At 67.9% G+C, this 24,878-nt stretch carries 21 protein-coding genes; 11 read left to right on the top strand and 10 right to left on the bottom strand.

The window, feature by feature from the left end:
* Nucleotides 1-12 precede the first annotated feature (12 nt).
* The 9 genes from rpmH to AC07C1_RS10155 all read left to right on the top strand — a co-directional run bounded on the left by rpmH (nt 13) and on the right by AC07C1_RS10155 (nt 6,865).
* Nucleotides 13-150, top strand: a complete 138-nt coding sequence (rpmH, locus tag AC07C1_RS10195; protein WP_005482975.1) for a 50S ribosomal protein L34 — start codon at nt 13-15, stop codon at nt 148-150.
* A 20-nt stretch (nt 151-170) separates the two neighbouring features.
* The gene (rnpA, locus tag AC07C1_RS10190; protein ID WP_478938183.1) at nt 171-542 is read left to right on the top strand and encodes a ribonuclease P protein component; all 372 of its coding nucleotides are present in this window, start codon (nt 171-173) and stop codon (nt 540-542) included.
* Nucleotides 539-904: a membrane protein insertion efficiency factor YidD gene (yidD, locus tag AC07C1_RS10185; RefSeq protein ID WP_356938340.1), complete on the top strand. Its 366-nt coding sequence runs from the start codon at nt 539-541 to the stop codon at nt 902-904. Before rnpA ends, yidD begins: the two co-directional genes overlap by 4 nt.
* Nucleotides 905-907: 3 nt before the next feature.
* Nucleotides 908-2,182 carry a membrane protein insertase YidC gene (gene yidC, locus AC07C1_RS10180; protein WP_478938182.1) on the top strand — a complete coding sequence of 425 codons (1,275 nt, stop codon included), beginning with the start codon at nt 908-910 and terminating at the stop codon, nt 2,180-2,182.
* Between the two features lie 15 nt (nt 2,183-2,197).
* Complete coding sequence (locus AC07C1_RS10175; RefSeq protein ID WP_478938181.1) at nt 2,198-2,710, top strand: Jag family protein; 513 nt, start codon at nt 2,198-2,200, stop codon at nt 2,708-2,710.
* A gap of 118 nt (nt 2,711-2,828) precedes the next feature.
* A complete protein-coding gene (gene rsmG / locus AC07C1_RS10170) occupies nt 2,829-3,545 on the top strand; it encodes a 16S rRNA (guanine(527)-N(7))-methyltransferase RsmG (RefSeq protein ID WP_478938180.1) in 717 nt (238 codons plus the stop codon).
* Between the two features lie 346 nt (nt 3,546-3,891).
* Nucleotides 3,892-4,965: a ParA family protein gene (locus tag AC07C1_RS10165; RefSeq protein ID WP_478938414.1), complete on the top strand. Its 1,074-nt coding sequence runs from the start codon at nt 3,892-3,894 to the stop codon at nt 4,963-4,965.
* Nucleotides 4,962-6,062, top strand: coding sequence for a ParB/RepB/Spo0J family partition protein (locus tag AC07C1_RS10160; RefSeq protein WP_478938179.1), 1,101 nt, complete (start codon nt 4,962-4,964; stop codon nt 6,060-6,062). The genes AC07C1_RS10165 and AC07C1_RS10160 overlap by 4 nt, the downstream gene beginning before the upstream one ends.
* A gap of 185 nt (nt 6,063-6,247) precedes the next feature.
* On the top strand, nt 6,248-6,865 hold the full coding sequence (locus AC07C1_RS10155) for an N-acetyltransferase family protein (RefSeq protein WP_478938177.1): 618 nt from the start codon (nt 6,248-6,250) through the stop codon (nt 6,863-6,865).
* A 119-nt stretch (nt 6,866-6,984) separates the two neighbouring features.
* Here AC07C1_RS10155 and trxA read toward each other — a convergent pair whose 3' ends face one another.
* The 7 genes from trxA to AC07C1_RS10120 form a co-directional block, all read right to left on the bottom strand.
* Complete coding sequence (trxA, locus tag AC07C1_RS10150) at nt 6,985-7,317, bottom strand: thioredoxin (RefSeq protein ID WP_467053305.1); 333 nt, start codon at nt 7,315-7,317, stop codon at nt 6,985-6,987.
* A gap of 46 nt (nt 7,318-7,363) precedes the next feature.
* Nucleotides 7,364-8,335: a thioredoxin-disulfide reductase gene (gene trxB, locus AC07C1_RS10145; RefSeq protein WP_478938176.1), complete on the bottom strand. Its 972-nt coding sequence runs from the start codon at nt 8,333-8,335 to the stop codon at nt 7,364-7,366.
* 152 nt (nt 8,336-8,487) lie between these two features.
* Nucleotides 8,488-9,405, bottom strand: a complete 918-nt coding sequence (locus AC07C1_RS10140; RefSeq protein WP_478938174.1) for a hypothetical protein — start codon at nt 9,403-9,405, stop codon at nt 8,488-8,490.
* The gene (gene sigM / locus AC07C1_RS10135; protein ID WP_478938172.1) at nt 9,402-10,127 is read right to left on the bottom strand and encodes an RNA polymerase sigma factor SigM; all 726 of its coding nucleotides are present in this window, start codon (nt 10,125-10,127) and stop codon (nt 9,402-9,404) included. Before sigM ends, AC07C1_RS10140 begins: the two co-directional genes overlap by 4 nt.
* A 26-nt stretch (nt 10,128-10,153) precedes the next feature.
* The gene (locus tag AC07C1_RS10130) at nt 10,154-11,872 is read right to left on the bottom strand and encodes a protein kinase family protein (RefSeq protein WP_478938170.1); all 1,719 of its coding nucleotides are present in this window, start codon (nt 11,870-11,872) and stop codon (nt 10,154-10,156) included.
* Between the two features lie 118 nt (nt 11,873-11,990).
* Nucleotides 11,991-14,360 carry a murein biosynthesis integral membrane protein MurJ gene (murJ, locus tag AC07C1_RS10125; protein WP_478938168.1) on the bottom strand — a complete coding sequence of 790 codons (2,370 nt, stop codon included), beginning with the start codon at nt 14,358-14,360 and terminating at the stop codon, nt 11,991-11,993.
* Between the two features lie 46 nt (nt 14,361-14,406).
* On the bottom strand, nt 14,407-16,779 hold the full coding sequence (locus tag AC07C1_RS10120) for a DUF6049 family protein (protein WP_478938166.1): 2,373 nt from the start codon (nt 16,777-16,779) through the stop codon (nt 14,407-14,409).
* Between the two features lie 256 nt (nt 16,780-17,035).
* Here AC07C1_RS10120 and AC07C1_RS10115 point away from each other — a divergent pair, with 256 nt between their 5' ends.
* On the top strand, nt 17,036-18,478 hold the full coding sequence (locus AC07C1_RS10115; RefSeq protein ID WP_478938165.1) for a CCA tRNA nucleotidyltransferase: 1,443 nt from the start codon (nt 17,036-17,038) through the stop codon (nt 18,476-18,478).
* A gap of 104 nt (nt 18,479-18,582) precedes the next feature.
* Here AC07C1_RS10115 and AC07C1_RS10110 read toward each other — a convergent pair whose 3' ends face one another.
* The 3 genes from AC07C1_RS10110 to AC07C1_RS10100 form a co-directional block, all read right to left on the bottom strand.
* Nucleotides 18,583-19,845 carry an MFS transporter gene (locus tag AC07C1_RS10110; protein ID WP_478938163.1) on the bottom strand — a complete coding sequence of 421 codons (1,263 nt, stop codon included), beginning with the start codon at nt 19,843-19,845 and terminating at the stop codon, nt 18,583-18,585.
* Nucleotides 19,846-19,948: 103 nt separating this feature from the next.
* A complete protein-coding gene (locus AC07C1_RS10105; RefSeq protein ID WP_478938162.1) occupies nt 19,949-21,031 on the bottom strand; it encodes an inositol-3-phosphate synthase in 1,083 nt (360 codons plus the stop codon).
* Nucleotides 21,032-21,074: 43 nt separating this feature from the next.
* A complete protein-coding gene (locus tag AC07C1_RS10100; protein WP_478938161.1) occupies nt 21,075-21,758 on the bottom strand; it encodes a PadR family transcriptional regulator in 684 nt (227 codons plus the stop codon).
* A gap of 396 nt (nt 21,759-22,154) precedes the next feature.
* On the opposite strand from AC07C1_RS10100, the gene AC07C1_RS10095 reads away from it, so the two are divergent.
* A complete protein-coding gene (locus AC07C1_RS10095) occupies nt 22,155-24,839 on the top strand; it encodes a transglycosylase domain-containing protein (RefSeq protein WP_478938159.1) in 2,685 nt (894 codons plus the stop codon).
* Nucleotides 24,840-24,878: the final 39 nt, after the last annotated feature.

Below are 24,878 nucleotides of genomic sequence, written 5' to 3'. Positions count from 1 at the left end.
TGGAGCCCCCGAGTGAGCAAGCGCACCTTCCAGCCGAACAACCGTCGCCGCGCGAAGACCCACGGCTTCCGCCTGCGGATGCGTACCCGTGCCGGCCGCGCGATTCTGGCGAACCGCCGCAGCAAGGGTCGCGCCAGCCTGTCCGCCTGATCTGATCAGGTCATGACGTCGTGCTGCCTACCGAGCATCGGCTGAGGCGGCGCGAAGACTTCGCGACCGCGGTACGACGGGGTCGTCGGGCAGGCCGTCCGACCCTCGTCGTCCACCTTCGTAGCGGTGCCACGAACCCGCACGCGCCTGGGGAGAGCGCTCCCCCGACGCGTGCGGGTTTCGTCGTGAGCAAGGCCGTGGGTGGTGCGGTCGTGCGCAACAAAGTGAAGCGCAGACTGCGCCATCTGATGCGTGACCGAGTCGCCCTGTTTCCCCCCGGTAGCCTGGTAGTCGTACGAGCGCTGCCCGGAGCGGGCGACGTAGACCACGCACAGCTGGCCCGAGACCTGGATGCCGCCCTTCAGCGGCTGCTGGGAGGGGGCGCGCGATGAAGTACCCACTACTGGCTCTGATCAAGCTGTACCAGTGGACGATCAGTCCACTGCTCGGGCCGGTGTGCAAGTACTACCCGTCGTGCTCCCACTACGGCTACACGGCCATCGACCGGCACGGTGCGATCAAGGGAACGGCACTCACCGCCTGGCGCATCCTCCGGTGCAATCCGTGGTCGCTCGGCGGTGTGGACCATGTTCCGCCGCGCAAGCGCCCGCGGTGGCACGAAATGCTGCGCAACGCTTGGCGTGCACGCAGGGGCGGTCCCTCCGCCGCCGACCCGGCCACCGAAGAGAAGCTCTCTTCCGAGCTTCCTCCGAGCCCGGCCGCAGAGACTTCGTCCCATGCCCAAGGAGCATGATTAGTGGACACGATTGCCAGCCTTTTCAGCTTCATCACGACACCCGTTTCATGGGTCATCGTCCAGTTCCACGCGGTCTACGGCGCCATCTTCGGCCCTGACACCGGGTGGGCCTGGGGCCTGGCCATCGTGTCCCTGGTGATCCTGATCCGCATCTGCCTGATCCCGCTCTTCGTGAAGCAGATCAAGGCGACCCGGGCCATGCAGACGCTCCAGCCCGAGATGAAGAAGATCCAGGAGCGCTACAAGAACGACAAGCAGCGCCAGTCCGAAGAGATGATGAAGCTGTACAAGGAGTCGGGTACCAACCCGCTCTCCTCGTGCCTTCCCATCCTGGCGCAGTCCCCGTTCTTCTTCGCCCTGTACCACGTGCTCAACGGCATCGCGTCGGGCAAGAAGATCGGCGTCATCAACGACCAGCTGCTGGAGAGCGCCCGTCAGGCGCACATCTTCGGGGCCCCGCTCGCCGCGAAGTTCCGGGACAGCGCCGACACGATCCACGCTCTGGGCGCCTCGGTCACCGACGTGCGCGTCGTGACCGTGATCATGATCGTCATGATGTCGGCGTCGCAGTTCTACACGCAGCGCCAGCTGATGACGAAGAACGTCGACACGACGGTGAAGACGCCGTTCATGCAGCAGCAGAAGATGCTGATGTACGTCTTCCCGGTGATGTTCGCCTTCTTCGGCATCAACTTCCCGGTCGGTGTCCTCGTCTACTGGCTGACCACCAACGTGTGGACCATGGGTCAGCAGATGTACGTCATCCACAACAACCCGACCCCGGGTTCCAAGGCCCAGGCCGCCTACCTGGAGCGTCTGACCAAGCACGTCACGCACCACGGAAAGGTCCGTCGCCGGAGCGAGAAGATCATCGTCAAGGCGATCGTCACCAAGGGCCGCGACCGTAACGAGTTCGAGCGCAAGTTCATCAACGCCCTGAACAAGGCCGGCCTCGCCGCCCAGACCGACGGCACCGTGGTGAAGAGCACGGCCCAGGCCGTGGCACAGACCGAGGACGGCACGGACACCACGACCGTCACCGCAGCCGCCGCCCGGCGCCAGCAGCCCAAGCGTCAGTCCAAGTCCCAGCGCCAGTCCGGTGGGCCGAAGCAGGCGGGCGACTCTCCTTCGCTGGAGAAGTCCGACGAGCCGGAGGACGCCAAGCCCGCCGCTGCCGAACAGCCCCAGAAGCCCAGGTCCGGCACCCGCAGCAAGGCCCAGTCCGGCCAGCGCAAGGGTGGCCCGCAGCGGCCCAAGTCCCCGTCCAAGAAGTAAGAAGGAGCCCATCCCGTGACGGAAGGCACCACCTCCGCCGCTGCCGAGGGTGCAGACACCCTCACCCGCCTGGAGCAGGAGGGTGAGATCGCGGCGGACTACCTGGAGGGTCTGCTGGACATCGCCGACCTCGACGGCGACATCGACATGGACGTCGAGGCCGATCGCGCCTCCGTGTCGATCATCAGCGACACCGGCAGCCGTGACCTGCAGAAGCTTGTCGGCCGAGACGGCGAGGTGCTGGAGGCGCTGCAGGAGCTGACGCGCCTGGCCGTGCATCGGGAGACCGGCGATCGCAGCCGGCTCATGCTGGACGTCGCGGGTTACCGGGCCAAGAAGCGGGCCGAGCTGTCCGAGCTGGGCGACAAGGCCGCCGCCGAGGTGAAGAGCACCGGCGAGCCGGTGAAGCTCCAGCCGATGACCCCGTTCGAGCGCAAGGTCGTGCACGACGCGGTCAAGGCCGCGGGGCTGCGCAGCGAGTCCGAGGGCGAGGAGCCGCAGCGCTTCGTCGTCGTGCTTCCCGCCTGATCGGCATCTCGCGTTCCACCGGCCCCGTCTGTTGAGCAGACGGGGCCGAACTTTGTCAGCCTGATAGTTCTGGTGGCCGGTGCGTGAAGCACCGGCGCTGTACGGAAGGACGGTCCCCGTGACGGAGGCAGCGGAGCTTCCCCCCGCGCCCGAACAGGCGCGGGAAGTGTTTGGTGAGCGCTTCGCCGATGCGGTCCGCTACGCGGAGCTGCTCGCCGAGGCGGGCGTGCAGCGTGGCCTGATCGGCCCGCGGGAGGTGCCCCGCCTGTGGGAGCGGCACCTGCTCAACTGCGCGGTACTCTCGGAGGCGGTCCCCGAGGGAGTGACGGTCTGCGACGTGGGTTCTGGGGCCGGACTTCCGGGCATTCCGCTGGCCCTGGTCCGGGAGGACCTGAACATCACTCTGCTCGAGCCACTGCTGCGACGCACCAACTTCCTCACCGAGGTCGTGGAGCTGTTGGGCCTGGACCATGTCACCGTCGTGCGCGGCCGCGCCGAGGAGGTCCTGGGCAAGCTGCCGCCCGTGCATGTGGTGACCGCCCGCGCCGTGGCCCCACTGGACCGCCTGGCCGCGTGGGGCATCCCGCTGCTGCGCCCGTACGGAGAGATGCTCGCGCTCAAGGGCGACACCGCCGAGGAGGAGCTGAAGGCCGCGGCCACCGCGCTCAGCAAGCTCGGTGCAGTGTCGACTTCCATCCTGCATGTGGGTGAAGGTGTGGTGGACCCGCTGTCCACCGTCGTCCGGGTCGAGGTCGGGGAAAGCCCGGGTGGTGTGCGCTTCGCGGCGAAGCGGGCGAAGGCGGCCCGGACGGGCCGGGTACGCAGGCGCCGTTGAGTGCGCCCGGTGAGACGGGCCGGACGTACTAATCATCCGTACTGATCCGTCCTGACGACGAGACGTACTCCACACAAGCTGCCCAACCTACGCAGGACGGAGTGTCGCAGGGGTTCGGTCACGGGCGCTGTGCATCGTGTTTCACGTGAAACGTCGCTCACTGCTGCATGGGATCATCAGTCGCGGCCGCGCTGCGGCCGAACCTCGGGACCGGAAGCCTCTTGGATCACTCGGAGGGGGTACCTCTTCGGAGGGAGCTTCTGCCCCCTCCAGGGGTACGGAGATGTCCACAGAGGTGCATTTCTCCACAGAAGACCAGGCCTCACTGGTTCACGACCCCGAAGACATGGGAGGCTCTGTTCATTGCGAGCCTGAAGTCGAGGAGAGTGAATCCTTGCGGTCCGACGCCAACATTGCGGGACCGATGACCGATCCGGTCCCCGGTCCCCGTACCGAGTCGATGGGAGCGGATGTTTCACGTGAAACACCGCCCCCGATGGACGACACTCCCATCGGTCGTGCTGCCCAACTGGCGGTGGAGGCTCTCGGCCGCGCCGGCGAAGGCCTGCCGCGACCCGAGCAGACCCGATTCATCGTGGTCGCCAACCAGAAGGGCGGCGTGGGCAAGACGACGACGACCGTCAACCTTGCCGCTTCGCTGGCTCTGCACGGGGGCCGCGTCCTGGTGATCGACCTCGACCCGCAGGGCAACGCATCCACGGCCCTTGGGATTGACCATCACGCCGACGTTCCTTCCATTTACGACGTGTTGGTCGAGAGCAAGCCTCTGGCCGAGGTCGTCCAGCCGGTCCCTGATGTCGAGGGTCTCTTCTGTGCCCCCGCCACCATCGATCTCGCCGGTGCGGAGATCGAGCTGGTGTCTCTCGTGGCCCGGGAAAGCCGGCTGCAGCGCGCGATCCAGGCGTACGAGCAGCCGTTGGACTACATCCTCATCGACTGTCCGCCCTCACTCGGCCTGCTGACGGTCAACGCGTTGGTCGCGGGCCAGGAGGTCCTCATCCCGATCCAGTGCGAGTACTACGCACTCGAGGGCCTGGGACAGCTGCTGCGGAACGTGGACCTGGTGCGGGGGCATCTCAACCCCACGCTCCATGTGTCGACGATCCTGCTCACGATGTACGACGGCCGGACGCGTCTCGCTTCGCAGGTCGCTGACGAGGTGCGCACCCATTTCGGTGACGAGGTGCTGAGGACAAGCATCCCCCGCTCGGTCCGTATCTCCGAGGCGCCGAGCTACGGGCAGACGGTGCTGACTTACGATCCTGGATCGAGCGGTGCCCTCTCCTACCTTGAGGCCGCCCGAGAAATCGCGCTGAAGGGCGTTGGCATCAGCTATGACGCGAGCCAGGCCCATGTCGGCGCCCAGAACGACCCGAGCATGGTGGAGGGGATGCAGTGAGCGACCGACGGAGGGGGCTGGGCCGTGGACTCGGCGCACTGATCCCCCCTGCCCCGACCGAGAAGACGCCGGCCCCGGCAGCGATGGGTGGCGGAGCGTCCACCTCCCCCGCGGCCGTGCCGGTGCTGACGACCGACCGTGGTGTGGCCGCGGCAAAGGTGGCCACCCTGCCGCCTGTTTCACAGGAAACCGAGGAGCGTCCGGCGAGCCCGTTCGTGGAGACGCCCGCGTCTCCGATGGCTGCCCACTTCGCCGAGATCCCCCTCGACGCCATCACGCCCAACCCCCGTCAGCCGCGTGAGGTCTTCGACGAGGACGCGCTTCAGGAGTTGGTGACCTCCATCAAGGAGGTCGGCCTCCTGCAGCCCGTCGTCGTGCGGCAGCTGGGGTCCGCCCGCTATGAGCTGATCATGGGCGAGCGCCGTTGGAGGGCCTGCCGCGAGGCCGGCCTGGAGGCCATCCCGGCCATCGTCCGGGCCACGGAGGACGAGAAGCTCCTCCTGGACGCGCTGCTGGAGAACCTGCACCGCGCGCAGCTGAACCCGATCGAAGAGGCCGCCGCCTACGATCAGCTGCTGAAGGACTTCAACTGCACGCATGATCAGTTGGCCGACCGGATCGGGCGCTCCCGCCCCCAGGTCTCCAACACCCTGCGCCTGCTGAAGCTCTCGCCGACCGTACAGAAGCGAGTGGCAGCCGGAGTGCTTTCGGCCGGCCATGCCCGGGCGCTGCTGTCCGTCGAGGACTCGGAGGAGCAGGACCGGCTGGCGCACCGCATCGTGGCCGAGGGGCTGTCGGTGCGGTCCGTGGAAGAGATCGTGACGCTGATGGGGTCGCGGCCTCAGAGGTCCTCGCGCTCCAAGGGCCCGCGTGCCGGTTCCGTGCCCTCACCGGCGCTGAGCGAGCTGGCCACTCGGCTCTCGGACCGCTTCGAGACGCGGGTGAAGGTCGAGCTGGGTCAGAAGAAGGGCAAGATCACCGTCGAGTTTGCCTCCCCGGACGACCTTGAGCGGATCCTCAGCACACTCGCTCCCGGCGAGAGGCTGGCCCTCCAGAAGACCATGCGGGAGGACGAGACCGAGGAGACGGACGACTGATCCTCAGTCGTATCGCCGAGTTGGGCAGAGGAGCGGGCCGTGTCCGGTGTGTACCGGATAGGGCCCGCTCTTTGCTTTGCGGCGGTATCGAGTGAATCGCATCGTGGATACGATGCGAACAGCTATGGCGCATCCAGCGGAGAGCATCTGCATCTCTGAGTAGAAGGAAGCGAGGAACAGCCTTCATGGGGCGTCGGCTCGTGCCGCTCACACTGGACAACCTGCAGGATCTTCCCAACCGCTGTCGCTCGTGTGTCTTCTGGGAGCTGGACCCCGTCAGCGGCGAAGCGGCGGTGAAGGCCGGCACATCCGCGCTGGAGAAGGAAGCCTGGATCTCCGCCGTTCTGCTGGACTGGGGGTCGTGCGGCCGCGTGGCGTATGTCGATGATGTGCCGGTGGGTTTCGTGCTCTACGCTCCGCCGGCCTATGTACCGCGCTCGACAGCCTTTCCCACGAGCCCGGTCTCACCGGACGCCGTACAGCTGATGACGGCGTTCATCATGCCCGGCTATCAGGGGCAGGGACTGGGCCGGGTGCTCGTGCAGACGGTCGCCAAGGATCTGCTGCGCCGGGGCTTCAAGGCCATCGAGGCCTTCGGAGACTCTCGCTGGAAGGAACCCGCCTGCCTGCTGCCCGCCGACCATCTTCTGGCCGTGGGCTTCAAAACGGTCCGGCAGCACCCGACGCATCCTCGGCTGCGGTTGGAACTGCGGTCGACACTCTCCTGGAAGGAAGACGTGGAGATGGCACTCGACCGGCTCCTGGGAGCAGTTCATAAGGAGCCGGCGCTGAGACCGCTGTAGCGGTCGGCGACAGCCGGGAGCCACAAAGCCGAATGGGCCAACCCCAGAGGGTCGGCCCATTCGTGTTTCACGTGAAACATGCGCCGCCGACTGGCGGCGGTACCGCTTGGTTCTCCGCCTTACTCGGCGATGAACTCTTCCAGGTCGCGGACGATCGCGGCCTTGGGCTTGGCGCCGACGATGGTCTTGGCGACCTCGCCGCCCTGGTAGACGTTCAGGGTCGGGATGGACATGACGCCGTACTTGGCGGCCGTACCCGGGTTCTCGTCGATGTTGAGCTTGACGATCTCGATCTTGTCACCGTGCTCGGCGGCGATCGCCTCCAGGGACGGGGCGATCTGGCGGCACGGACCGCACCAGGCGGCCCAGAAGTCCACCAGGACGGGCTTGTCGCTCTTGAGGACGTCCTGCTCGAAGGAATCGTCGGTCACATTCTTCAGGGTGCCGGCCACGGCGGGCTCCTTAACTTGATCGTGCGGTGGGGCGGGGAAGGGAAGGTCAGACGGCGGCGGTCTTCTCGGGCTCCGCCTTGTCCTCGTCCGCGAGGGCGGCGAGGAAGCGCTCGGCGTCCAGGGCCGCGGAGCAGCCGGTGCCGGCCGCGGTGATCGCCTGGCGGTAGGTGTGGTCGACCACGTCACCGGCGGCGAAGACACCGGTCAGGTTGGTGCGAGTGGACGGAGAGTCGACCTTCAGGTAGCCCTCCTCGTCGAGGTCCAGCTGACCCTTGAACAGCTCGGTGCGCGGGTCATGGCCGATCGCGATGAACAGGCCGGTCACGGGCAGGTCGGACAGCTCGCCGGTCTTGACGTTGCGCAGCTTCAGACCGGAGAGCTTCTGCTCGCCCTGGACCTCGGCGATCTCGCTGTCCCATACGAACTTGATCTTCGGGTCACCGAAGGCGCGCTCCTGCATCGCCTTGGAGGCCCGCAGCGTGTCCCGGCGATGGACGATCGTCACGGACTTGGCGAACCGCGAGAGGAAGGTGGCCTCCTCCATCGCGGTGTCACCACCGCCGATCACGGCGATGTCCTGGTCCTTGAAGAAGAAGCCGTCGCAGGTGGCACACCAGGAGACACCGCGGCCGGAGAGCGCGTCCTCGTTCGGCAGGCCCAGCTTGCGGTGCTGGGAGCCGGTGGTGACGATGACGGCCTTCGCCTGGTGGACCGTGCCCGCGGTGTCGGTGACGGTCTTGATCTCACCGGTCAGGTCGACGGAGACGATGTCGTCCGGAATCAGCTCTGCGCCGAACCGCTCGGCCTGGGCGCGCATGTTGTCCATGAGCTCAGGACCCATGATGCCGTCGCGGAAGCCCGGGAAGTTCTCCACCTCGGTGGTGTTCATCAGCGCGCCACCAGCGGTGACGGCGCCCTCGAACACCAGGGGCTTCAACGACGCGCGCGCGGTGTACAGCGCCGCCGTGTAGCCGGCGGGCCCGGAGCCGATGATGATCACGTTACGGACGTCGCTCACGGCTTGATTCCTCGTCTCTGGTCTGTGTCAGTCGACCGGTGGGAGCACCTTTCGGGGCTCTCACCCACCCAACGGATCCTACGGGGCCTGCATTCCCGAAGTGTCCGGGCACACGCATGCTCCGATCCGACGGCCGGAACGCTTCAGCAGACTCAGGACCGGGCGAAGGACTGCTTCAGGAGAACCTTGCCGGCGGAGACGGGCTGCTGCCGGGCACAGGCCGCGTCGATGACATACGCCGTGACACGCGTGCTGTCCTCGGCGTCCGGCACCACCACCAGATAGGCGGCCTTCCCGTCATACGTGCCCGTCTTGGCACCCAGTACGGCGTCGCTCCGACGGAGCGCCTCCCGGACGCAGTCGGGCACCGCGGTATCGGTCTGGATCAGGGTGTTCGCGCTCTCGGTCGAGCCCGGCGTGTTGTGCTCGGCCCCGACGCCTCCTCGGGGCCGCCGAGTGGCCTCCTTGGCGGCGAGGAGATCCTTCACCTGGCTCTTGACGCTTCCGCCGGAGAAGGCCCCGACGGAAGAGGTCTGCTGGCCGTGAGCCGTGGTGTCGGCGGAGTGGTCACCATACGACTGCAGGAACAGGGACCCGGCCCCCAGGACGGCCGCAGTGAGCACGGCACCCAGGACCACCTGCCTGCGGCGCCGACCACGCGCGCGGCCCTTACGCCCTGGACCGGTCGTTGCTTGCGGATGTCCGGTCGGCCGATCGGACGGGGCCGATGTTTCACGTGAAACATGACTCTCGTCGTTCTCGTGGGCCGGCTCGACCGAGCCGGAGATGGGCGCATCCACCATGTCCGACGCGGAGGTGCTGAACAGTGCCTCGGCAGCGAGGGCGGCATCGATACGTCCGGCCACGTCGGCCGGCATGCGCTCCGCCTGCGGCACGGATCCCAGCAACCCCCGGATCTCTTCCAGCGAGGCATGCACGTCCGCGCACAACTCGCACGTGTCCAAGTGGTGCCGTATGCGTGTGCCGCGGTCGGGAGGAAGGAGGCCTTCGGTGAGGTCGGAGATCTCCGCGACGTCCGGGTGCCCGGCCGTGTCTGTCGTGGATGTCACGCTCTCCCACCTCCGCCCTTCACTACGGCTGAATCACTCGGTCCCGCGTCCTCGCGACCTTCGCTCGGGGACCCCGTTGCCGGTGGGACGGATGTCCCCGTCGCCCGGTTCCGTCCCGGGCCGGATTCTTTTCGGCGTCCGGCACCCTCGGGTCGCAGATGGGTGAGCAGGGGCAGCAATCTGGCTCTGCCCCGGGCGCAGCGGCTCTTCACCGTCCCCGTCGGCACATCGAGGATTCGAGCGGCCTCTGCCACGGGGTAGCCCTGCATGTCCACGAGCACCAGAGCGGCCCGCTGATCGTGCGGGAGGGTGCCGAGCGCTTCGAGAAGCTGGCGGTGGACGTCGTTCCGCTCGGCCGGTGCCGAGGCCGACTCGTGTGGCTCCAGCAGTTGTTCCAGCCGCTCGGTGTCGTCGACCGGCGCGGTTTTCCGCGAAGCCGCCTTCCGAGCCCGGTCCAGGCAGGCGTTCACGGTGATCCGGTGCAGCCATGTCGTGACAGCGGACTGACCCCGGAAGGTATGCGCAGCCCGATAGGCCGACACCAGGGCGTCCTGAACCGCGTCAGCGGCCTCCTCTCGGTCCCCCAGCGTCCGCAGCGCGACCGCCCAGAGCCGATCCCGATGCCGCCGCACGATCTCACCGAAGGCATCGGGGTCGCCTTCCACATGGCGGACGAGCAGATCCCGGTCGCTCACTCCGTCGTATCCGGCGCCCTCCGCCATCTGCCCCCTCCGGTCCGGGTGAGACGTCAGCCCGCGAACTTCACTTCGCTGATGGCCTGCTTGTAGCCGGCGCCGGCGTACAGGGTGGAGTCGTACCCCGACGTCGGTACGGCAGTCAGCCAGACAAGGACGTACTGCGTCTTGACCGACTTGGTGGGCTTCACGGTAGCGGTGGTCCCCGTCGTTGTGACGCTGCCGATCCGATTCATCGAGTCCAGCGACGCCGGCGTCAGCGAGTCGGCCGCGTACAGCTCGACCGTCGTGTGGTCGCCGGGATAGCGCAGTCCGATGGTGGCCGTACTGATCTGCTTCGCCGAGCCCAGGTCGTAGACGATGCCGACACCCGGCTTGAGAGGCGCGATCGACGGACCTTCTCTGAAGCTCTTCGTCCGCCAGTACGTGGACGTGTTCCCGTCGTACGTATTGGTCACGTCGTTGGGGTGCTGGGCGTCTCCCTCAGCGACGAACTCCCTGCTGTCCTGGATCTTTATCTGCGTCGTCTTCGGCTTCGCCGTGTTCTTGTCGCCGTCGTCCGTCGGCTGGCTGTTGTTGGTGTCGTCGGACGTGCTCCGATCCATCAACGCGTCCGCCAACTGCCAGCTCCCTAGGCCGAGAGCGGCGATGAGGAGTGCCGACACCCCCCACTTCAGGGCCTTGCCGGTGCGGCTCTGGAGCGGAGGCGGCGGAGGCGTGATCGGCTGGGTGGCGCCGGGGTGCGGCGCCGGACGGCCGTACGTGGCCTGCTGGTAGGTCGTGCGCTGGTACTCGGGCGGAGCCGTGAACACCGGCTCCGGGGGGCGGATGCGCGGCATCTCGCCGATCGCCTTCACCAGCTCTTCCGGCGTGGTGCACGCAGCTTCGTGACGCGACGCGGTGGCGCCGTCGTTGACCAGTGCACGCATGGCCAGTTCGGACAGGCCGCGGTGGACGCCCGCCCGTACCTGGTCCGGTGCGATGAGCCCGATGTCCTTGGGCAGCCCGGACAGGCCGTACGCGTCGTTCTCGTACGGCCAGCGCTGGGTCAGCGTCGCGTACAGCAAGGCGCCGATCGCCTCGGTGTCGGTGCGCTGGGGGGTCTCGGAGTTGACGCCACGGAGCGCGGCGTTCACGGCGAGGCCGCGGATGCGCCACTGGCCCGTGGACGTGCGCAGGACTGCGTTCGGGTTCAACCGCAGATGGGCGAGGCCTTCCCGATGCGCGGCGGCCATGGCGGAGGCGATCTGGGTGACCATCTGGTAGGCGTCGTGCGGCTCCAGCGGGCCGGCCGCGAGGAGCGCGGTCAGCTCGGTGGCGTCGGGCAGCCATTCGTGCACGACATAGACGAGGTCGTTCTCCTCGACGGCGTCGAGGACCTGGACGAAGCGGGGATCGCCGAGCAGCGCGGAGGAACGGGCTGCAGCCAGGACGGAACGGGCCCGCGCGTGGCCCGCGGGCAGGATGTGGACGCCGACGGCACGACGGAGTTTCTCGTCGACCGCACGCCAACTGCTGAATCCGTCCAGACGGGTGACGCACTCCTCCAGCCGGTAGCGTCTGGCGAGCTTGTGACCGCTGTGCAGCTCGGGCGGGGCGGCCTTCTGCCCGGGACCTTCGATTCCGCCGCTCCCCTGCGCCTCTTCGCTGTCCGTGTCCCGCTCCGGGTTCTTGGCCACCCCGTCGGCCGTGGACTGGTCCGCCTTGGCGGTCAGCGGTTGTTCACCGCTGTTGTCTGCCACGTCGACGGCAGCCGTGCTCCGTTCCGCCACCGTCGTCCCTGCCTCCCCATCCGTTGCACGCTGTCCGACGCCGAAACCAATTGTGCCCACAGTCCGCCGCTATGCACGACACACGGCAGCGGACGATGGTTGTGCGCCTACCCCCGCCTCAGCGCCCCAGACGCCCGCGGACCATTCCCACGAGCGAGTTGAGTTCGTCGATCCGCATACGGCGGGCGGCGACGAAGAAGACGCCGACGAGGACGGCACCACCAGCGATCAGCGCGGCGAAGGAGCCGACGATGCCCTGGCCGAGGGTGTGCCCGATGCCGTAGCAGGCCGCGCCGCTGAGCAGGGCCGCCGGCACCGAGGCGATGCCCAGCCGCGCATAGGTGCGCAGCACCCGCGTCCCGTCCAGGTCGCCGCCGAGTCGCTTGCGCAGCCGTCGCCAGGCGACACCGACACCGATGGCGTAGGCGAGGCCGTACCCGGCGGCCATACCGGCGACCGCCCAGCGGGGCGGGAGCAGGAAGTAGCAGAGCGCGGAGGCGGCCGCATTGACCGCGGCCACGATGACGGTGTTGTAGAAGGGGGTGCGGGTGTCCTCGTAGGCGTAGAAAGCGCGCAGGACGACGTACTGCACCGAGTACGGGATCAGGCCGAGGGCGAAGGCCATCAGCATGAAGCCCATGTTGGTCGCCGCGCCGGTGCCCGCGGAGCCGAAGATCAGCGTGCACATCGGGATGCCGAGGGACAGGAAGCCGAAGGCGATGGGCACGATGGCGACCGCGGTGGTGCGCAGGCCCTGGGAGATGTCGTCGCGGATGGCACCGGCGTCGTCCTCGGCGGCCGAGCGCGAGATGCGCGGCAGCAGGGCGGCCATGAGGGACACGGTGATGATGGCCTGCGGAAGGCCCCAGATCAGCTGGGCGTTCGCGTAGGCCGCGAAGCCTGTGCCCTTGACGCCGGAGTCGTTTCCGGCGGCGGTGGACAGCTGGGTCACGACCATGGCGCCCGCCTGGTTGGCGAGGACGAACAGGACCGTCCACTTGGCGAGCATCGCCGCCTTGCCCAGGCCGTGGCCCTTCCAGTCGAACCGCAACCGGATCCGGAAGCCGGTCTCGCGCAGGTAGGGGATCATCGCCAGTGCCTGGACGACCAGGCCGAGCAGCACTCCGACGCCGAGCAGCCGCTGGCCCTCCGGCGGGATGGTGGTGACGCCCATGTGGGAATTGCCGGCGGTGCCGTAGACCCAGATGAACATGCCGAGCGAGATGATGATGACGATGTTGTTCAGGACCGGAGTCCACATCATCGCGCCGAACTTCCCGCGCGCGTTGAGGATCTGACCCATCACCACATGAATGCCCATGAAGAAGATCGAGGGCAGGAAGTAACGGGTGAAGGTGACTGCGACGTCGTTGGCCGCCGGGGTGCCGGCAATGGTGGGAGACAGCATCCGCACCAGCAGGGGCGCGGCGAACATCGCAAGCCCGGTGAGCGCGGCCAGCGCCACCATGACCAGGGTCAGCAGACGGTTGGCGAACGCCTCGCCGCCGTCCTCGTCCTCCTTCATGGACCGCACCAGCTGCGGCACGAAGACAGAGTTCAGGCCGCCGCCGACGGTCAGGATGTAGATCATCGTCGGCAGCTGGTAGGCCACCTGGAAGGAGTCGGCGAGGAAGCCGAGGCCCAGCGCCGCGGCGATCAGCGCGGAGCGGATGAAACCGGTGAGGCGGGAGACCATCGTGCCTGCCGCCATGACGGCACTGGACTTGAGCAGCCCGGCAGCCTTGCCGCCTCTCTTCGCCGGAGCCACAGGTGCCGCGGGTGCGGCGGGTGTGGCGGAGGCGGGCGGACCGGCCGGATCCGGTGCGGCGGCCGGGGCGGGCACCGAGGACTGCATCGGGTTGACGCCAGCCTGGGGGGCAGCCGGGTACGAGGCCTCGGCGTACGGGTGCCCTTGCTGCGCGCCCTGGCCGTACGACGGCGGGTACTGCCCCTCGCCTGCCTGCCCGTAACCCGGCGCGGCGGCCGGTCCCGGGACGCCCGGGGGATCCATGGGCGCGTGCCCGCCGCTCTGCTGCTGGTCCCTGAAGAGGTGCGCGAAGGCGTCGGGCTCGTGGTACTCCTCGCCGGAGTGCGACACCAGGTCGTCGACGCCCACGAACTGGGTCGTGCGCGGGTCGTCGCCGTAGGGCAGGTACTGGGTCGTGACCTCCGGCTCCGGCGCCGGGGTCTGTGCCCACACCTGTGGGTCCGGGGCATAGGGCGACTGGGCGGGCGGGGCGTACAGCGGCTGCTGCTGGCCATAGGTGCCCGGGGGTGGGGGCGGGTGCGCGGCGCGGTCGTAGAGCGCCTCGGCGACCGGATCCTGGGCGGTCAGGTCATGCGCCCGGTAGGGATCCTGCTCGTAGGCGTCCTGGAGATACATGTCCGCCGCGTTCTGCGGCGGCACCTGGCCGGGCTCGGGCGGCGTCTCGGGGTAGCCCGAGCCGGCCGCGCCCTGGCCGCGTTCACCGTCGTACGGCGCGTTCATGCTTACCCCACCTCATCGTCCCGGGCCACACCGGCCACGACATCGCTCAACGGTCCACTCTCTCACCCGTCCCGGACGGGTCGGCGCTTTCCGGTGCGGTGTCCGGCGCAGGGTCACTCGGCTGCTCCGGGTCACCTGCCCCGGAGACGGAGTCGGACTCCTCCGGGAGACGGTCCCCGGGCGCCCCGGGGTTCCCGGGCTCGTCGGTGCCCTCTCCCTGCGTGCCGGGGCCGTCCTCCTCGGCCCGGCGGGCGGCCGCGCGCTTGCGCTGGGTGTACATGCGGAAACCGGCGAGTACGAGGAGGAGTACACCGCCACCGATGACCAGCATCACGGTAGGCGTGACCTCGGTGACCTTCACGTCGAAGCTGACGGGTGAGCCGTACTCCTGGCCGTCCTCGGTGTACAGCTGGGCGAGGACCGTGACCCGGCCGTTGGCGTTGGCCGAGGTGGCGAATTTCACGGACTGGCTGTGCCCGCCGGATACCTCCACGCGCTGCTCGGCGTATTCCTTGCCGCCGATCTTCAGACGGGTCGGCATGGTCGAGGTGAGGCGCAGGACCAGATGGCCGACGGGCTGGACCAGGTTGTTCTGGACGGTCACCGGGATGGTTGCGCTGCGGCCGGAGAGCTTGGTCTCCGACTTGTCGATCAGCTTCACCTGGTCGGCCAGGTCGTCGAGCCAGGCCTCCACGCCGCCCCGGTAGCTGTCCGCCTCCCCGCTGCGGCCGCGCCACGACGTGGACATCTCACGGTTTATGGCCCGTCCGAACGGAGTGACCACGCGGGACTGGTCGGAGAGGATCACCTGGAAGTTGTCGAGCTTGTCCTGGGTCCGCGCGATCTGCTCGAAGGCCGACCTCGGCAGCTCCTGCCGGCGCAGTGAGGAGGGGTAGGCGGACGTCGACGGGACACGCGTGGTGGCGTTGGCATCGGGCTTGGCCTTGGCCGTCGCGGTGAGGTCCTGGGACTGGGTCCAGGTGCCGGTCTGGAGCACCTTCAGGGCCGCCGCCATCGCCTGCGCCTGGCTCGCCGAGGGCGTGCGCTGGGGGGCGACGACGATGCTGCGCTGCTGGTCGGTCTGAGCGTTCACCTCGAGGCTCTGGGCCAGGAACTGCTGCACGGCGAGCGTCGACGAGCCCGCCTTCGTCAGATCGCCCTCGAAGGCGGTGGACAGCCGGGCGTCGGAAACCACCGCGGTGGTGCCTCCGCCCACCGGGCGCGCGGCGGAGGGTGTGTACGACAACCCGGCGGTCTCCTGCAGGCTGTCGCTGCGGGCGATCACCCGGTCGGCTCCGGCGGAGGTCGCGACCTTCATGATCGACGGGTCCACCGCTCCGTCCACGGGCCAGGCGAAGTCGGTGCTCGGTGTGACGTGGAGCACGGTCTTGACGGTGGTGGCGGCGACGTCGGTGGCGTCCTTGAGGTGGCTGAGCGAGCCGGTGACACTGGTGCCGTTGTGCGCGAGGGAGGCCAGGTCCGGGTCGGCGAAGGGCAGCGCGACGACCTCCTTGCCCGTCACAGCCTTCTGCAGCTTCGCCAGCCACTGGTTGGCGATCGCCTGATGTTCCCGCGAGCCGGGCGTGCTGGTGTCTCCGTCACTCTGGAGCCGGTAGTTGCCCGCTGCCATCGCGTCCACCGAGGCCAGCAGATCGGGATCGATCACCCAGGTGATGTCGAGGTCCTTGCCCAGGTCCACCATCTGCGCCAGCCGGCCACCCGGCGCCAGCTCCTTGGCCAGGTCGTCGTTGAGGAACACCGGTGTCTGCAGCTCGCCGGCACCCGTCCTGGCCGTCATGTGGACCGTGGACAGGAGCGGCCACAGGAATGTCGTCCTGGTCTTGGTGTCGGCCTCGGAGGGCTGCCACGGAAGGAACGTCCGCTGGATGCCGAGCACCTGGTCCCAGGCCTGGGTGGAGGTCTGGCCGGACAAGGAGACACCGAACTCGTAGACGCCGTCGTCACCGAGGCCGAGCTTGTCCACGGGGACCGAGATGCTGAAGTGCTCGGCGACGCCCGAGGGCAGTTTGGCGAACTCCTCCACGTACTTGCCGCCGAGCTCGGAGCCGATTCCGCCATGCAGATCGTCGGAGTGCCTGGCAACGGCGTCGATGGCCGAGCGGGTGTTCAGCAGCGGGCCCACCCGAAGGCCCACGTGGGCGCCGGTGACGGTCTGCTTGCCGTTGTTGGTCACCGTGCCGGAGACGGTCAGCGTGTCCCCATCGCTGGGCGCGTTCGGGCTGAGCGAGTCCAGGGAGACGGACACCGTGTCCGAGTCGACGGCCTGAGCAGGGCCCGCGGCGGGCAGCTGGAGCAGACCGGCCAGCAGGGGAATACCGGCGAGCAGCGCGCCGGTGCGCCGCAGCCACCGGCGGGCAGGTGAGGCACTGGTCCCCTGGAAGTCAGCCGCCTCGGCCACGCGCTCGCCCGTCCCTCGTCGTCGTCAGTGGTCGTCGGAATGTGCGTCCACGCATGGTAACGATGCGCGCTGAGGGGAAGTGCCGCGGTCTCCTCCACAAGATCGAGAGACAACGGTGACCCGTCCTCTATATCCAGTATCGAGGGGAGAGCGGCTGTACGCCGCAAGAGCAGTGCTTGCGCGGGTATGCCGGGAGCTGTCCGCGGCCCTTAATGCGGGCGCCTGCGGCCGCGCGGGGCACGTACCCTTTTCTGTTGTGCCGAACCCCAACGAAGACACTCCCTCTGCCCTGAGCCAGGCGCAGCAGCGCGCGGTCGCCGAGCTGCTGCGGGTGGCCCCGGTCGCCGACGATCTCGCCCGCCGATTCAAGCAGGCCGGGTTCTCCCTCGCCCTGGTCGGCGGATCGGTCCGCGACGCGCTGCTCGGCCGGCTCGGCAACGACCTGGACTTCACCACCGACGCCCGTCCCGAGGACGTACTGAAAATCGTCCGACCATGGGCGGACGCCGTCTGGGAGGTGGGGATCGCCTTCGGCACCGTCGGCGCGCACCAGGGGGGCTACCAGATCGAGATCACCACCTACCGGTCGGAGGCCTACGACCGCACCTCCCGCAAGCCCGAGGTGTCGTACGGCGACACCATCGAGGAGGACCTGGTCCGGCGCGACTTCACGGTCAACGCGATGGCCGTGGCGCTGCCGGAGAAGGAGTTCATCGACCCCCACGGTGGCCTGGAGGATCTCGCGGCGCGTGTGCTGCGCACGCCGGGCACTCCCGAGGAGTCGTTCTCGGACGACCCCCTGCGGATGATGCGGGCCGCCCGGTTCGCCGCTCAGTTGGACTTCGAGGTCGCGCCCGAGGTCGTCACCGCCATGACGGAGATGGCCGGGCGCATCGAGATCGTCTCTGCTGAGCGGGTCCGGGACGAGCTGAACAAGCTGATCGTCTCCGCGTACCCGCGCAAGGGGCTGACCTTGCTCGTCGGAACCGGGCTCGCCGATCACGTGCTGCCCGAGCTGCCGGCGCTGCGTCTGGAGAGTGATGAGCACCACCGGCACAAGGATGTCTACGAGCACACGCTGATCGTCCTGGAGCAGGCCATCGCGCTGGAGGAGAATGGGCCGGATCTCACGCTTCGGCTGGCCGCCCTGCTGCACGACATCGGCAAACCGCGCACGCGCCGCTTCGAGAAGGACGGCCGGGTCTCGTTCCACCACCACGAGGTGGTCGGCGCCAAGATGACCAAGAAGCGCATGACCGCTTTGAAGTACTCCAACGAGCTGGTGAAGGACGTGGCACAGCTCGTCGAACTTCACCTGCGCTTCCACGGCTACGGCACCGGGGAGTGGACGGACTCGGCGGTCCGGCGCTACGTCCGTGACGCCGGCCCGCTGCTGGACCGCCTGCACAAGCTGACCCGCTCCGACTGCACCACGCGCAACAAGCGGAAGGCGGCCGCACTGTCCCGGGCGTACGACGGCTTGGAGGAGCGCATCGCCCAGCTTCAGGAGCAGGAGGAGCTGGACTCGATCCGCCCGGACCTCGACGGCAACCAGATCATGGAGATCCTGGGCGTCGGCCCGGGCCCGGTCATCGGCAAGGCGTACAAGCACATGCTCGAGCTGCGTCTGGAGTACGGCCCTATGGAGAACGATGCCGCTGTCGCGGCTCTCAAGGAATGGTGGGCCGGGCAGAACTGAGCTGAGCCGGGTGCGGGTGATGTTTCACGTGAAACACCTGGCCGCCCCGGCAGCACCGAGGGGCGATGTTTCACGTGAAACATCGCCCCTCGTTTCTTGCTTCCTCACTGGCGCCCGAGTCGCGCCAGGGTCGTGGCGACTCCGGCATAGATGAGGGCGACCAGCACCACCAGTGCGGCCGAGCGGCCGTCCGGTGGAAGCATCAGCGCGGCCACTCCTGCCGCGCCGACGAATGCCATGTTGAACAAGACGTCGTACATGGAGAAGATCCGGCCGCGGAAGCCGTCATCCACAGCGGCCTGTACGAGCGTGTCCGTGGCGATCTTGGCGCCCTGGGTGATCAGGCCCAGAAGGAAGGCTGCGACGAGGAGTGGCCCGGTGGCGAACGGGAGACCCAAGGCGGGTTCCAGCACCGCGGCCGCGCCGGCGCACACCAGGATCCAGCGGCCGGGCCCCAGACGGCCCGCGGCCCACGGGGTCACCACGGCCGCTGCGAAGAATCCGGCACCGGACAGCGCCAGGGCCGGCCCCAGCAGCCGGAGTCCTTCCTCTGCGCTGCTGGAGAGGGCGTAACGGCACAGCATGAGCAGCAGGACGAGGAGCGCGCCGTAGCAGAAGCGCATCACCGTCATCGCGGCCAGTGCCCAGGCCGCTTCCCTGCGGCGCGGCGCGGCCAGGTGGCGGGCGGCCGCGACCAGATCGCGTGCGGTGTCGGCGAGCGCGGCACTCAGGTGTGCGGATGTCGGCTGCCGGTCGGGTCCGAGGAGCGCGGGGGCCATGCTCAGAGCTGCCAGGCCCGCACACAGATACAGGAACGCGCCCAGCGACACCACCGCGACGTCGGAGCCAGATGCCATGAGCCGTACGACGAAGGCGAGACCACCGCCGGCGGTCGCGGCGAGAGTTCCGGCCGTCGGGCACAGGGAGTTGGCCAGGACCAGGCGTTCGGTGTCGGTCACATGGGGCAGGGCGGCGGACAGACCGGCGAGGACGAAACGGTTGACGGCCGTGACGCACAGCGCGGAGACGTAGAAGAGCCAGTCCGCGACGTTGCTGATCATCAGTACGGCGGTTGCCGCGGCCAGCAGGGCGCGCAGCAGATTGCCGTACACGAAGACCTGCCGACGACGCCAGCGGTCCAGCAGGACGCCCGCGAACGGGCCGACCAGTGAGTAGGGGAGCAGCAGGATCGCCATTGCCGAGGCGATCGCGGTGGCCGAAGTCTGCTTCTCCGGGGAGAAGACGACGTACGCGGCGAGCGCGACCTGGTAGACGCCGTCGGCGCCCTGGGACAGGAGGCGGACGTACAGCAGGCGCCGGAAGTTCCGCAGGCCCAGCAGGACGCGCAGGTCACGGGCGACGGGCATGGATCACACCCTCACACATGCGAAAGGTCCCCGGGTCAGGAAACCCGGGGACCTTCACAGCCCTGGCAGGAGCGTTCTCGTGCGAGCGACGGCTCTGCGCGGCTTAGCGCTCGACGTCGCCGCGGATGAACTTCTCGACGTTGTCGCGGGCCTGGTCGTCGAAGTACTGGACCGGCGGGGACTTCATGAAGTAGGAGGACGCCGACAGGATCGGGCCGCCGATACCGCGGTCCTTGGCGATCTTCGCGGCGCGCAGCGCGTCGATGATGACACCCGCGGAGTTCGGGGAGTCCCAGACCTCGAGCTTGTACTCCAGGTTCAGCGGGACGTCACCGAAGGCGCGGCCCTCGAGGCGGACGTAGGCCCACTTGCGGTCGTCCAGCCAGGCCACGTAGTCGGACGGGCCGATGTGGACGTTCTTCTCGCCAAGGTCCCGGTCGGGGATCTGGGAGGTGACGGCCTGCGTCTTGGAGATCTTCTTGGACTCCAGGCGCTCGCGCTCGAGCATGTTCTTGAAGTCCATGTTGCCGCCGACGTTCAGCTGCATCGTGCGGTCCAGGATGACACCGCGGTCCTCGAACAGCTTCGCCATCACGCGGTGCGTGATGGTGGCGCCGACCTGGGACTTGATGTCGTCACCGACGATCGGCACACCGGCCTCGGTGAACTTGTCGGCCCACTCCTTGGTGCCGGCGATGAAGACCGGGAGGGCGTTGACGAAGGCGACCTTGGCGTCGATGGCGGCCTGCGCGTAGAACTTCGCGGCGTTCTCGGAGCCCACGGGGAGGTAGCAGACCAGGACGTCGACCTGCTTGTCCTTCAGGATCTGGACGACGTCGACCGGCTCGGCGTCGGACTCCTCGATGGTCTCGCGGTAGTACTTGCCGAGGCCGTCGAGGGTGTGGCCGCGCTGGACGGTGACACCGGTGGAGGGCACGTCGCAGATCTTGATGGTGTTGTTCTCGGAGGCGCCGATGGCGTCCGCGAGGTCGAGGCCGACCTTCTTGGCGTCCACGTCGAAGGCGGCGACGAACTCGACATCACGCACGTGGTAGTCACCGAACTGCACGTGCATCAGGCCGGGGACCTTCGACGCCGGGTCGGCGTCCTTGTAGTACTCGACTCCCTGCACCAGCGACGCCGCGCAGTTGCCCACGCCGACGATGGCTACGCGAACCGAACCCATTCCGGTTGCTCCCTGTGTGTACGAGTGAGGCCCTGAGTGGGACTCACGTGGCGGTGTCGTCGGGCGTATCCGTACCGGAGGTCTCTCCGGTACGGGGCAGGCCGCCCGTCGATCCAGATGTGGTGTCCTGCTGAGCGGACCCCCCGGACACGGAACCTCTCAGGTCCCGCCCGGCCCGCTCGCTCTCGATGAGCTCGTTCAGCCAGCGCACTTCGCGCTCCACGGATTCCATCCCGTGGCGCTGGAGCTCAAGTGTGTAGTCGTCGAGGCGCTCCCGGGTGCGCGCCAGGGAGGCGCGCATCTTCTCCAGGCGCTCCTCCAGGCGGCTGCGCCGGCCCTCCAGGACGCGCATGCGCACATCGCGCGACGTCTGCCCGAAGAAGGCGAAGCGTGCGGCGAAGTGCTCGTCCTCGTACGCGTCGGGGCCGGCCTGCGAGAGCAGCTCCTCGAAGTGCTCCTTACCTTCCGCCGTCAACCGATAGACGATCTTGGCGCGGCGCCCGGCGAGGGGAGCGGCGAGGGCGTCCTCATGGGTGCTGCCCGGCTCCTCGATCAACCAGCCGTTGGCGAGCAGTGTCTTGAGGCAGGGATACAGGGTCCCGTAACTGAACGCACGGAACACACCCAGGGACGTGTTGAGTCGTTTGCGCAGCTCGTAGCCGTGCATCGGGGACTCGCGGAGCAGGCCGAGCACGGCGAACTCGAGGATGCCGGAGCGCCGGCTCATCGTCGCCTCCCCTCGTCCCGCAGGTCCCTCCCGCAGGTCTCGCAGTGCCTGTCAGCGACTTTATCTCGCGCTGATGTATCGACTCGATACATCACGACGATAGAACGACCTTCCGTAAGCGACAAGAGGGAAAGCGGTGAACGGGATCACATCACCGATTCGTAGGGGGCAACTTGCCTGTTTTGGGGTGAACTTCGAGGATCGGTGCGTTTTGGTGGTGCGTAGTCTGTGCGGCATGCACACCACCGGGAACCAAGTGGCGCCTGGGGAGCGTCACCGTTCCCGGTGCAGTACGGGTGAATGCAGAACCGACCACATCCGTACTTCGGGGGGACCGGAAACCAGCCGCCGTTCCAGGCGCGCACGGGTGCGCCTGCCCGAGGAGTAAATCGTTCGATGAGCGAGCACCGTCGCAAACCGCCGCAGCCGCAGGGAGGCGGACGTGCCGCGGCCCGACGCGGCCAGTCCGGCTCGTCCTCCGGCCGCCGTGCGGCACCGCGGGGCGCCACCGGGTCTCCTGCCGACTCCTATGGGTCCAGTTCCTATGGGTCGGACTCCTACGGCTCGGGAGATGAAGAGCGCCCCTACAGTCGCCGCGCCGACGCCCGCCGGGCGGCGCAGAGAGGCAGCCGACGCAAAGGGGCCGAGAACGCCGGCTCGGGCGGACGCCGGGGTGGCCCGACCGGTCCGACCGGTCCAGGGCGCGGCCGGGACCGCGCGGCGGCAGCACCCGGCAAGAAGCGGTTCATCGACTACCCGCGGGCCGGCAAGTACGGCTGGCGGCGTTGGGTGCCCTCCTGGAAGCTCGTCTCCGGTCTGTGCGTGGGCTTCCTCGGCAGCCTGGTGGCGATGGTCGGTATCGGCTACGCGATGGTCGGCATCCCGAACGAGAACGACGCGGCCAAGTCCCAGAACAACGTCTACTACTGGGCCGACCACACACAGATGGTGGCCACGGGCACGGGCGTCAACCGGCAGAACGTCAACATCGACCAGATTCCCGAGGCGATGCGCTTCGCGGTGATCTCTGCCGAGAACAAGTCGTTCTACCAGGACTCCGGTGTCGACCCGATGGGTATCGCGCGTGCGGTGGTCAACATGGCGCGAGGCGGCCAGACGCAGGGTGGCTCGACGATCACCCAGCAGTACGTGAAGAACACGTACCTGAGCCAGGACCAGACCCTCACCCGCAAGTTCAAGGAGATGTTCATCTCCATCAAGGTGGGCACCAAGCTCGACAAGAACACCATCCTGCGGGGCTACCTGAACACCTCGTACTTCGGCCGGGGCGCGTACGGCATCCAGGCGGCGGCCCAGACGTACTACGGCAAGAACGCGGTCGACCTCAAGCCGAGCGAGTGCGCCGTCCTCGCGGCGCTGCTCAAGGGACCGACGTACTACGACCCCGCCGGCAACACGGACCTCGACAAGTCGGCGACCCCGGAGGCCAACACCAAGCGGTCCCAGGACCGCTGGTCCTGGATCCTCGGTGAGATGCACAAGGACAAGCACCTCACCGACGCGGAGTACCAGGAAGCCATCGCGAAATACCCGACGCCCGACGGGCGCAAGGCGACCAAGGGCATGACCGGCCAGATCAGCTACCTGGCCGACACGGCGAAGAAGTACGTCCTCGCCCACTCCGACATCACAGAGGCGCAGTTCGACAGGGGCGGCTACCAGATCTACACGACGTTCCAGAAGGACAAGGTCAACGCTCTGGCCAAGGCCGTGAAGAACGTCCAGAAGTCACGCCTCGACCCTCATCGCGAGCTGGACAAGTACGTCCAGTTCGGAGCGGCCTCGGTGGTGCCCAATGACGGCGCCATCGTCGCCCTCTATGGCGGTGACGGATATGAGAAGGGGCACTTCACCAACAACGCCGACACCTCCGGTGTCCCCGTCGGTTCGACGTGGAAGCCGTTCGTGCTGGCCGCGGCCATGGAGTACGGGACGTACAAGTCGGACGGCCAGGGCGTGTCGCCGCTGAGCAAGTACAACGGCAACGACCACCTCAAGGTCTACAAGCCGGATGGGTCGTTCTACCTCAACAAGGACAACTCGCCCTTCTACCAGATGAACGAGAGTCCGCATCCCTGGGGCTACATCACCCTGCGCAAGGCGATGGAGCAGTCCATCAACACGCCGTTCGTGCAGCTCGGTGTCGATGTGGGAATGACGCACGTCCGGGACGTGGCGAGGTCAGCCGGCATCCTCCAGCAGAGCATGTCGCAGGACCTCAACCCGTCCTTCGCCATCGGTACGTCCACTCCGAGCGCGATCCGGATGGCGGACGCCTATGCCACGTTCGCCGCGTCCGGCAAGCAGGCGGAGCCGTACTCAGTGACCGCCGTCAAGGTCAATGGCGGTGACGCGCCCAGCTTCACCAAGCCCAAGCGCACCTCCAAGGAGGCGATGGAACCGAACATCGCCAACAACGTGACGGATGTCCTGCAGAACGTCATCCAGAACGGTACGGGTTACAACGCCAAGACCCTCGGCCGTACTGCGGCGGGCAAGACGGGTACCACCGACAAGAACAAGTCGGCCTGGTTCGTCGGCTACACCCAGCAGCTGTCGACGTCCGTGGCGATGTTCCGTGAGAATCCCAAGGACCACAAGCTGCTCTCGATGAACGGCACGGCGGGCAAGGACTCCATTCACGGTGGTGACATCCCGACTCTGATGTGGACCGAGTACATGGAGGCCGCGCTCAAGGGGAAGTCCGACCCCGGCTTCCCGAGGGCCACCGAGATCGGCGAGGTCCAGGACGAGGCGGGCGCCCCCTCGCCGACACCGTCCGTCACCATCACGCCGAGCCCGACACCCAGCGACTCGCCGAGCCCGACGCCCAGTGTGACGACCACCACCCCGTCCCCGACGCCGAGCGAGACCTGCCAGCTCGGCTGGGGCAACAACTGCAACACCACCAGCAACGGCAATGGCAACGGTGGCACGGATACGGGCGGCACCGACGGAGGTACCACTCCGACGCCGACCGTCACGGACACGACCGGCACCGGCAACACCCGAGGCAACGGCAACGGCAACGGGGGGATCTTCGGAGGTCAGACCGGTTAACCGTCGGCTCTGACCGGTTGCCCGTCATAGGGTCCGCTG

This window comes from Streptomyces sp. NPDC045022 (assembly GCF_056432605.1).
This window is presented reverse-complemented; position numbering and strand designations above follow the sequence as displayed.

Excerpts from the sequence above, each read along its gene's own strand:
- AC07C1_RS10165 (WP_478938414.1), top strand. The coding sequence starts at position 3,892 with ATGGGAGGCTCTGTTCATTGCGAGCCTGAAGTCGAGGAGAGTGAATCC.
- murJ (WP_478938168.1), bottom strand. The coding sequence starts at position 14,360 with ATGAACGCGCCGTACGACGGTGAACGCGGCCAGGGCGCGGCCGGCTCG.
- AC07C1_RS10110 (WP_478938163.1), bottom strand. The coding sequence starts at position 19,845 with ATGCCCGTCGCCCGTGACCTGCGCGTCCTGCTGGGCCTGCGGAACTTC.
- AC07C1_RS10095 (WP_478938159.1), top strand. The coding sequence starts at position 22,155 with ATGAGCGAGCACCGTCGCAAACCGCCGCAGCCGCAGGGAGGCGGACGT.
- sigM (WP_478938172.1), bottom strand. The coding sequence starts at position 10,127 with ATGGCGGAGGGCGCCGGATACGACGGAGTGAGCGACCGGGATCTGCTC.
- AC07C1_RS10155 (WP_478938177.1), top strand. The coding sequence starts at position 6,248 with ATGGGGCGTCGGCTCGTGCCGCTCACACTGGACAACCTGCAGGATCTT.
- AC07C1_RS10100 (WP_478938161.1), bottom strand. The coding sequence starts at position 21,758 with ATGAGCCGGCGCTCCGGCATCCTCGAGTTCGCCGTGCTCGGCCTGCTC.
- yidD (WP_356938340.1), top strand. The coding sequence starts at position 539 with ATGAAGTACCCACTACTGGCTCTGATCAAGCTGTACCAGTGGACGATC.
- AC07C1_RS10105 (WP_478938162.1), bottom strand. The coding sequence starts at position 21,031 with ATGGGTTCGGTTCGCGTAGCCATCGTCGGCGTGGGCAACTGCGCGGCG.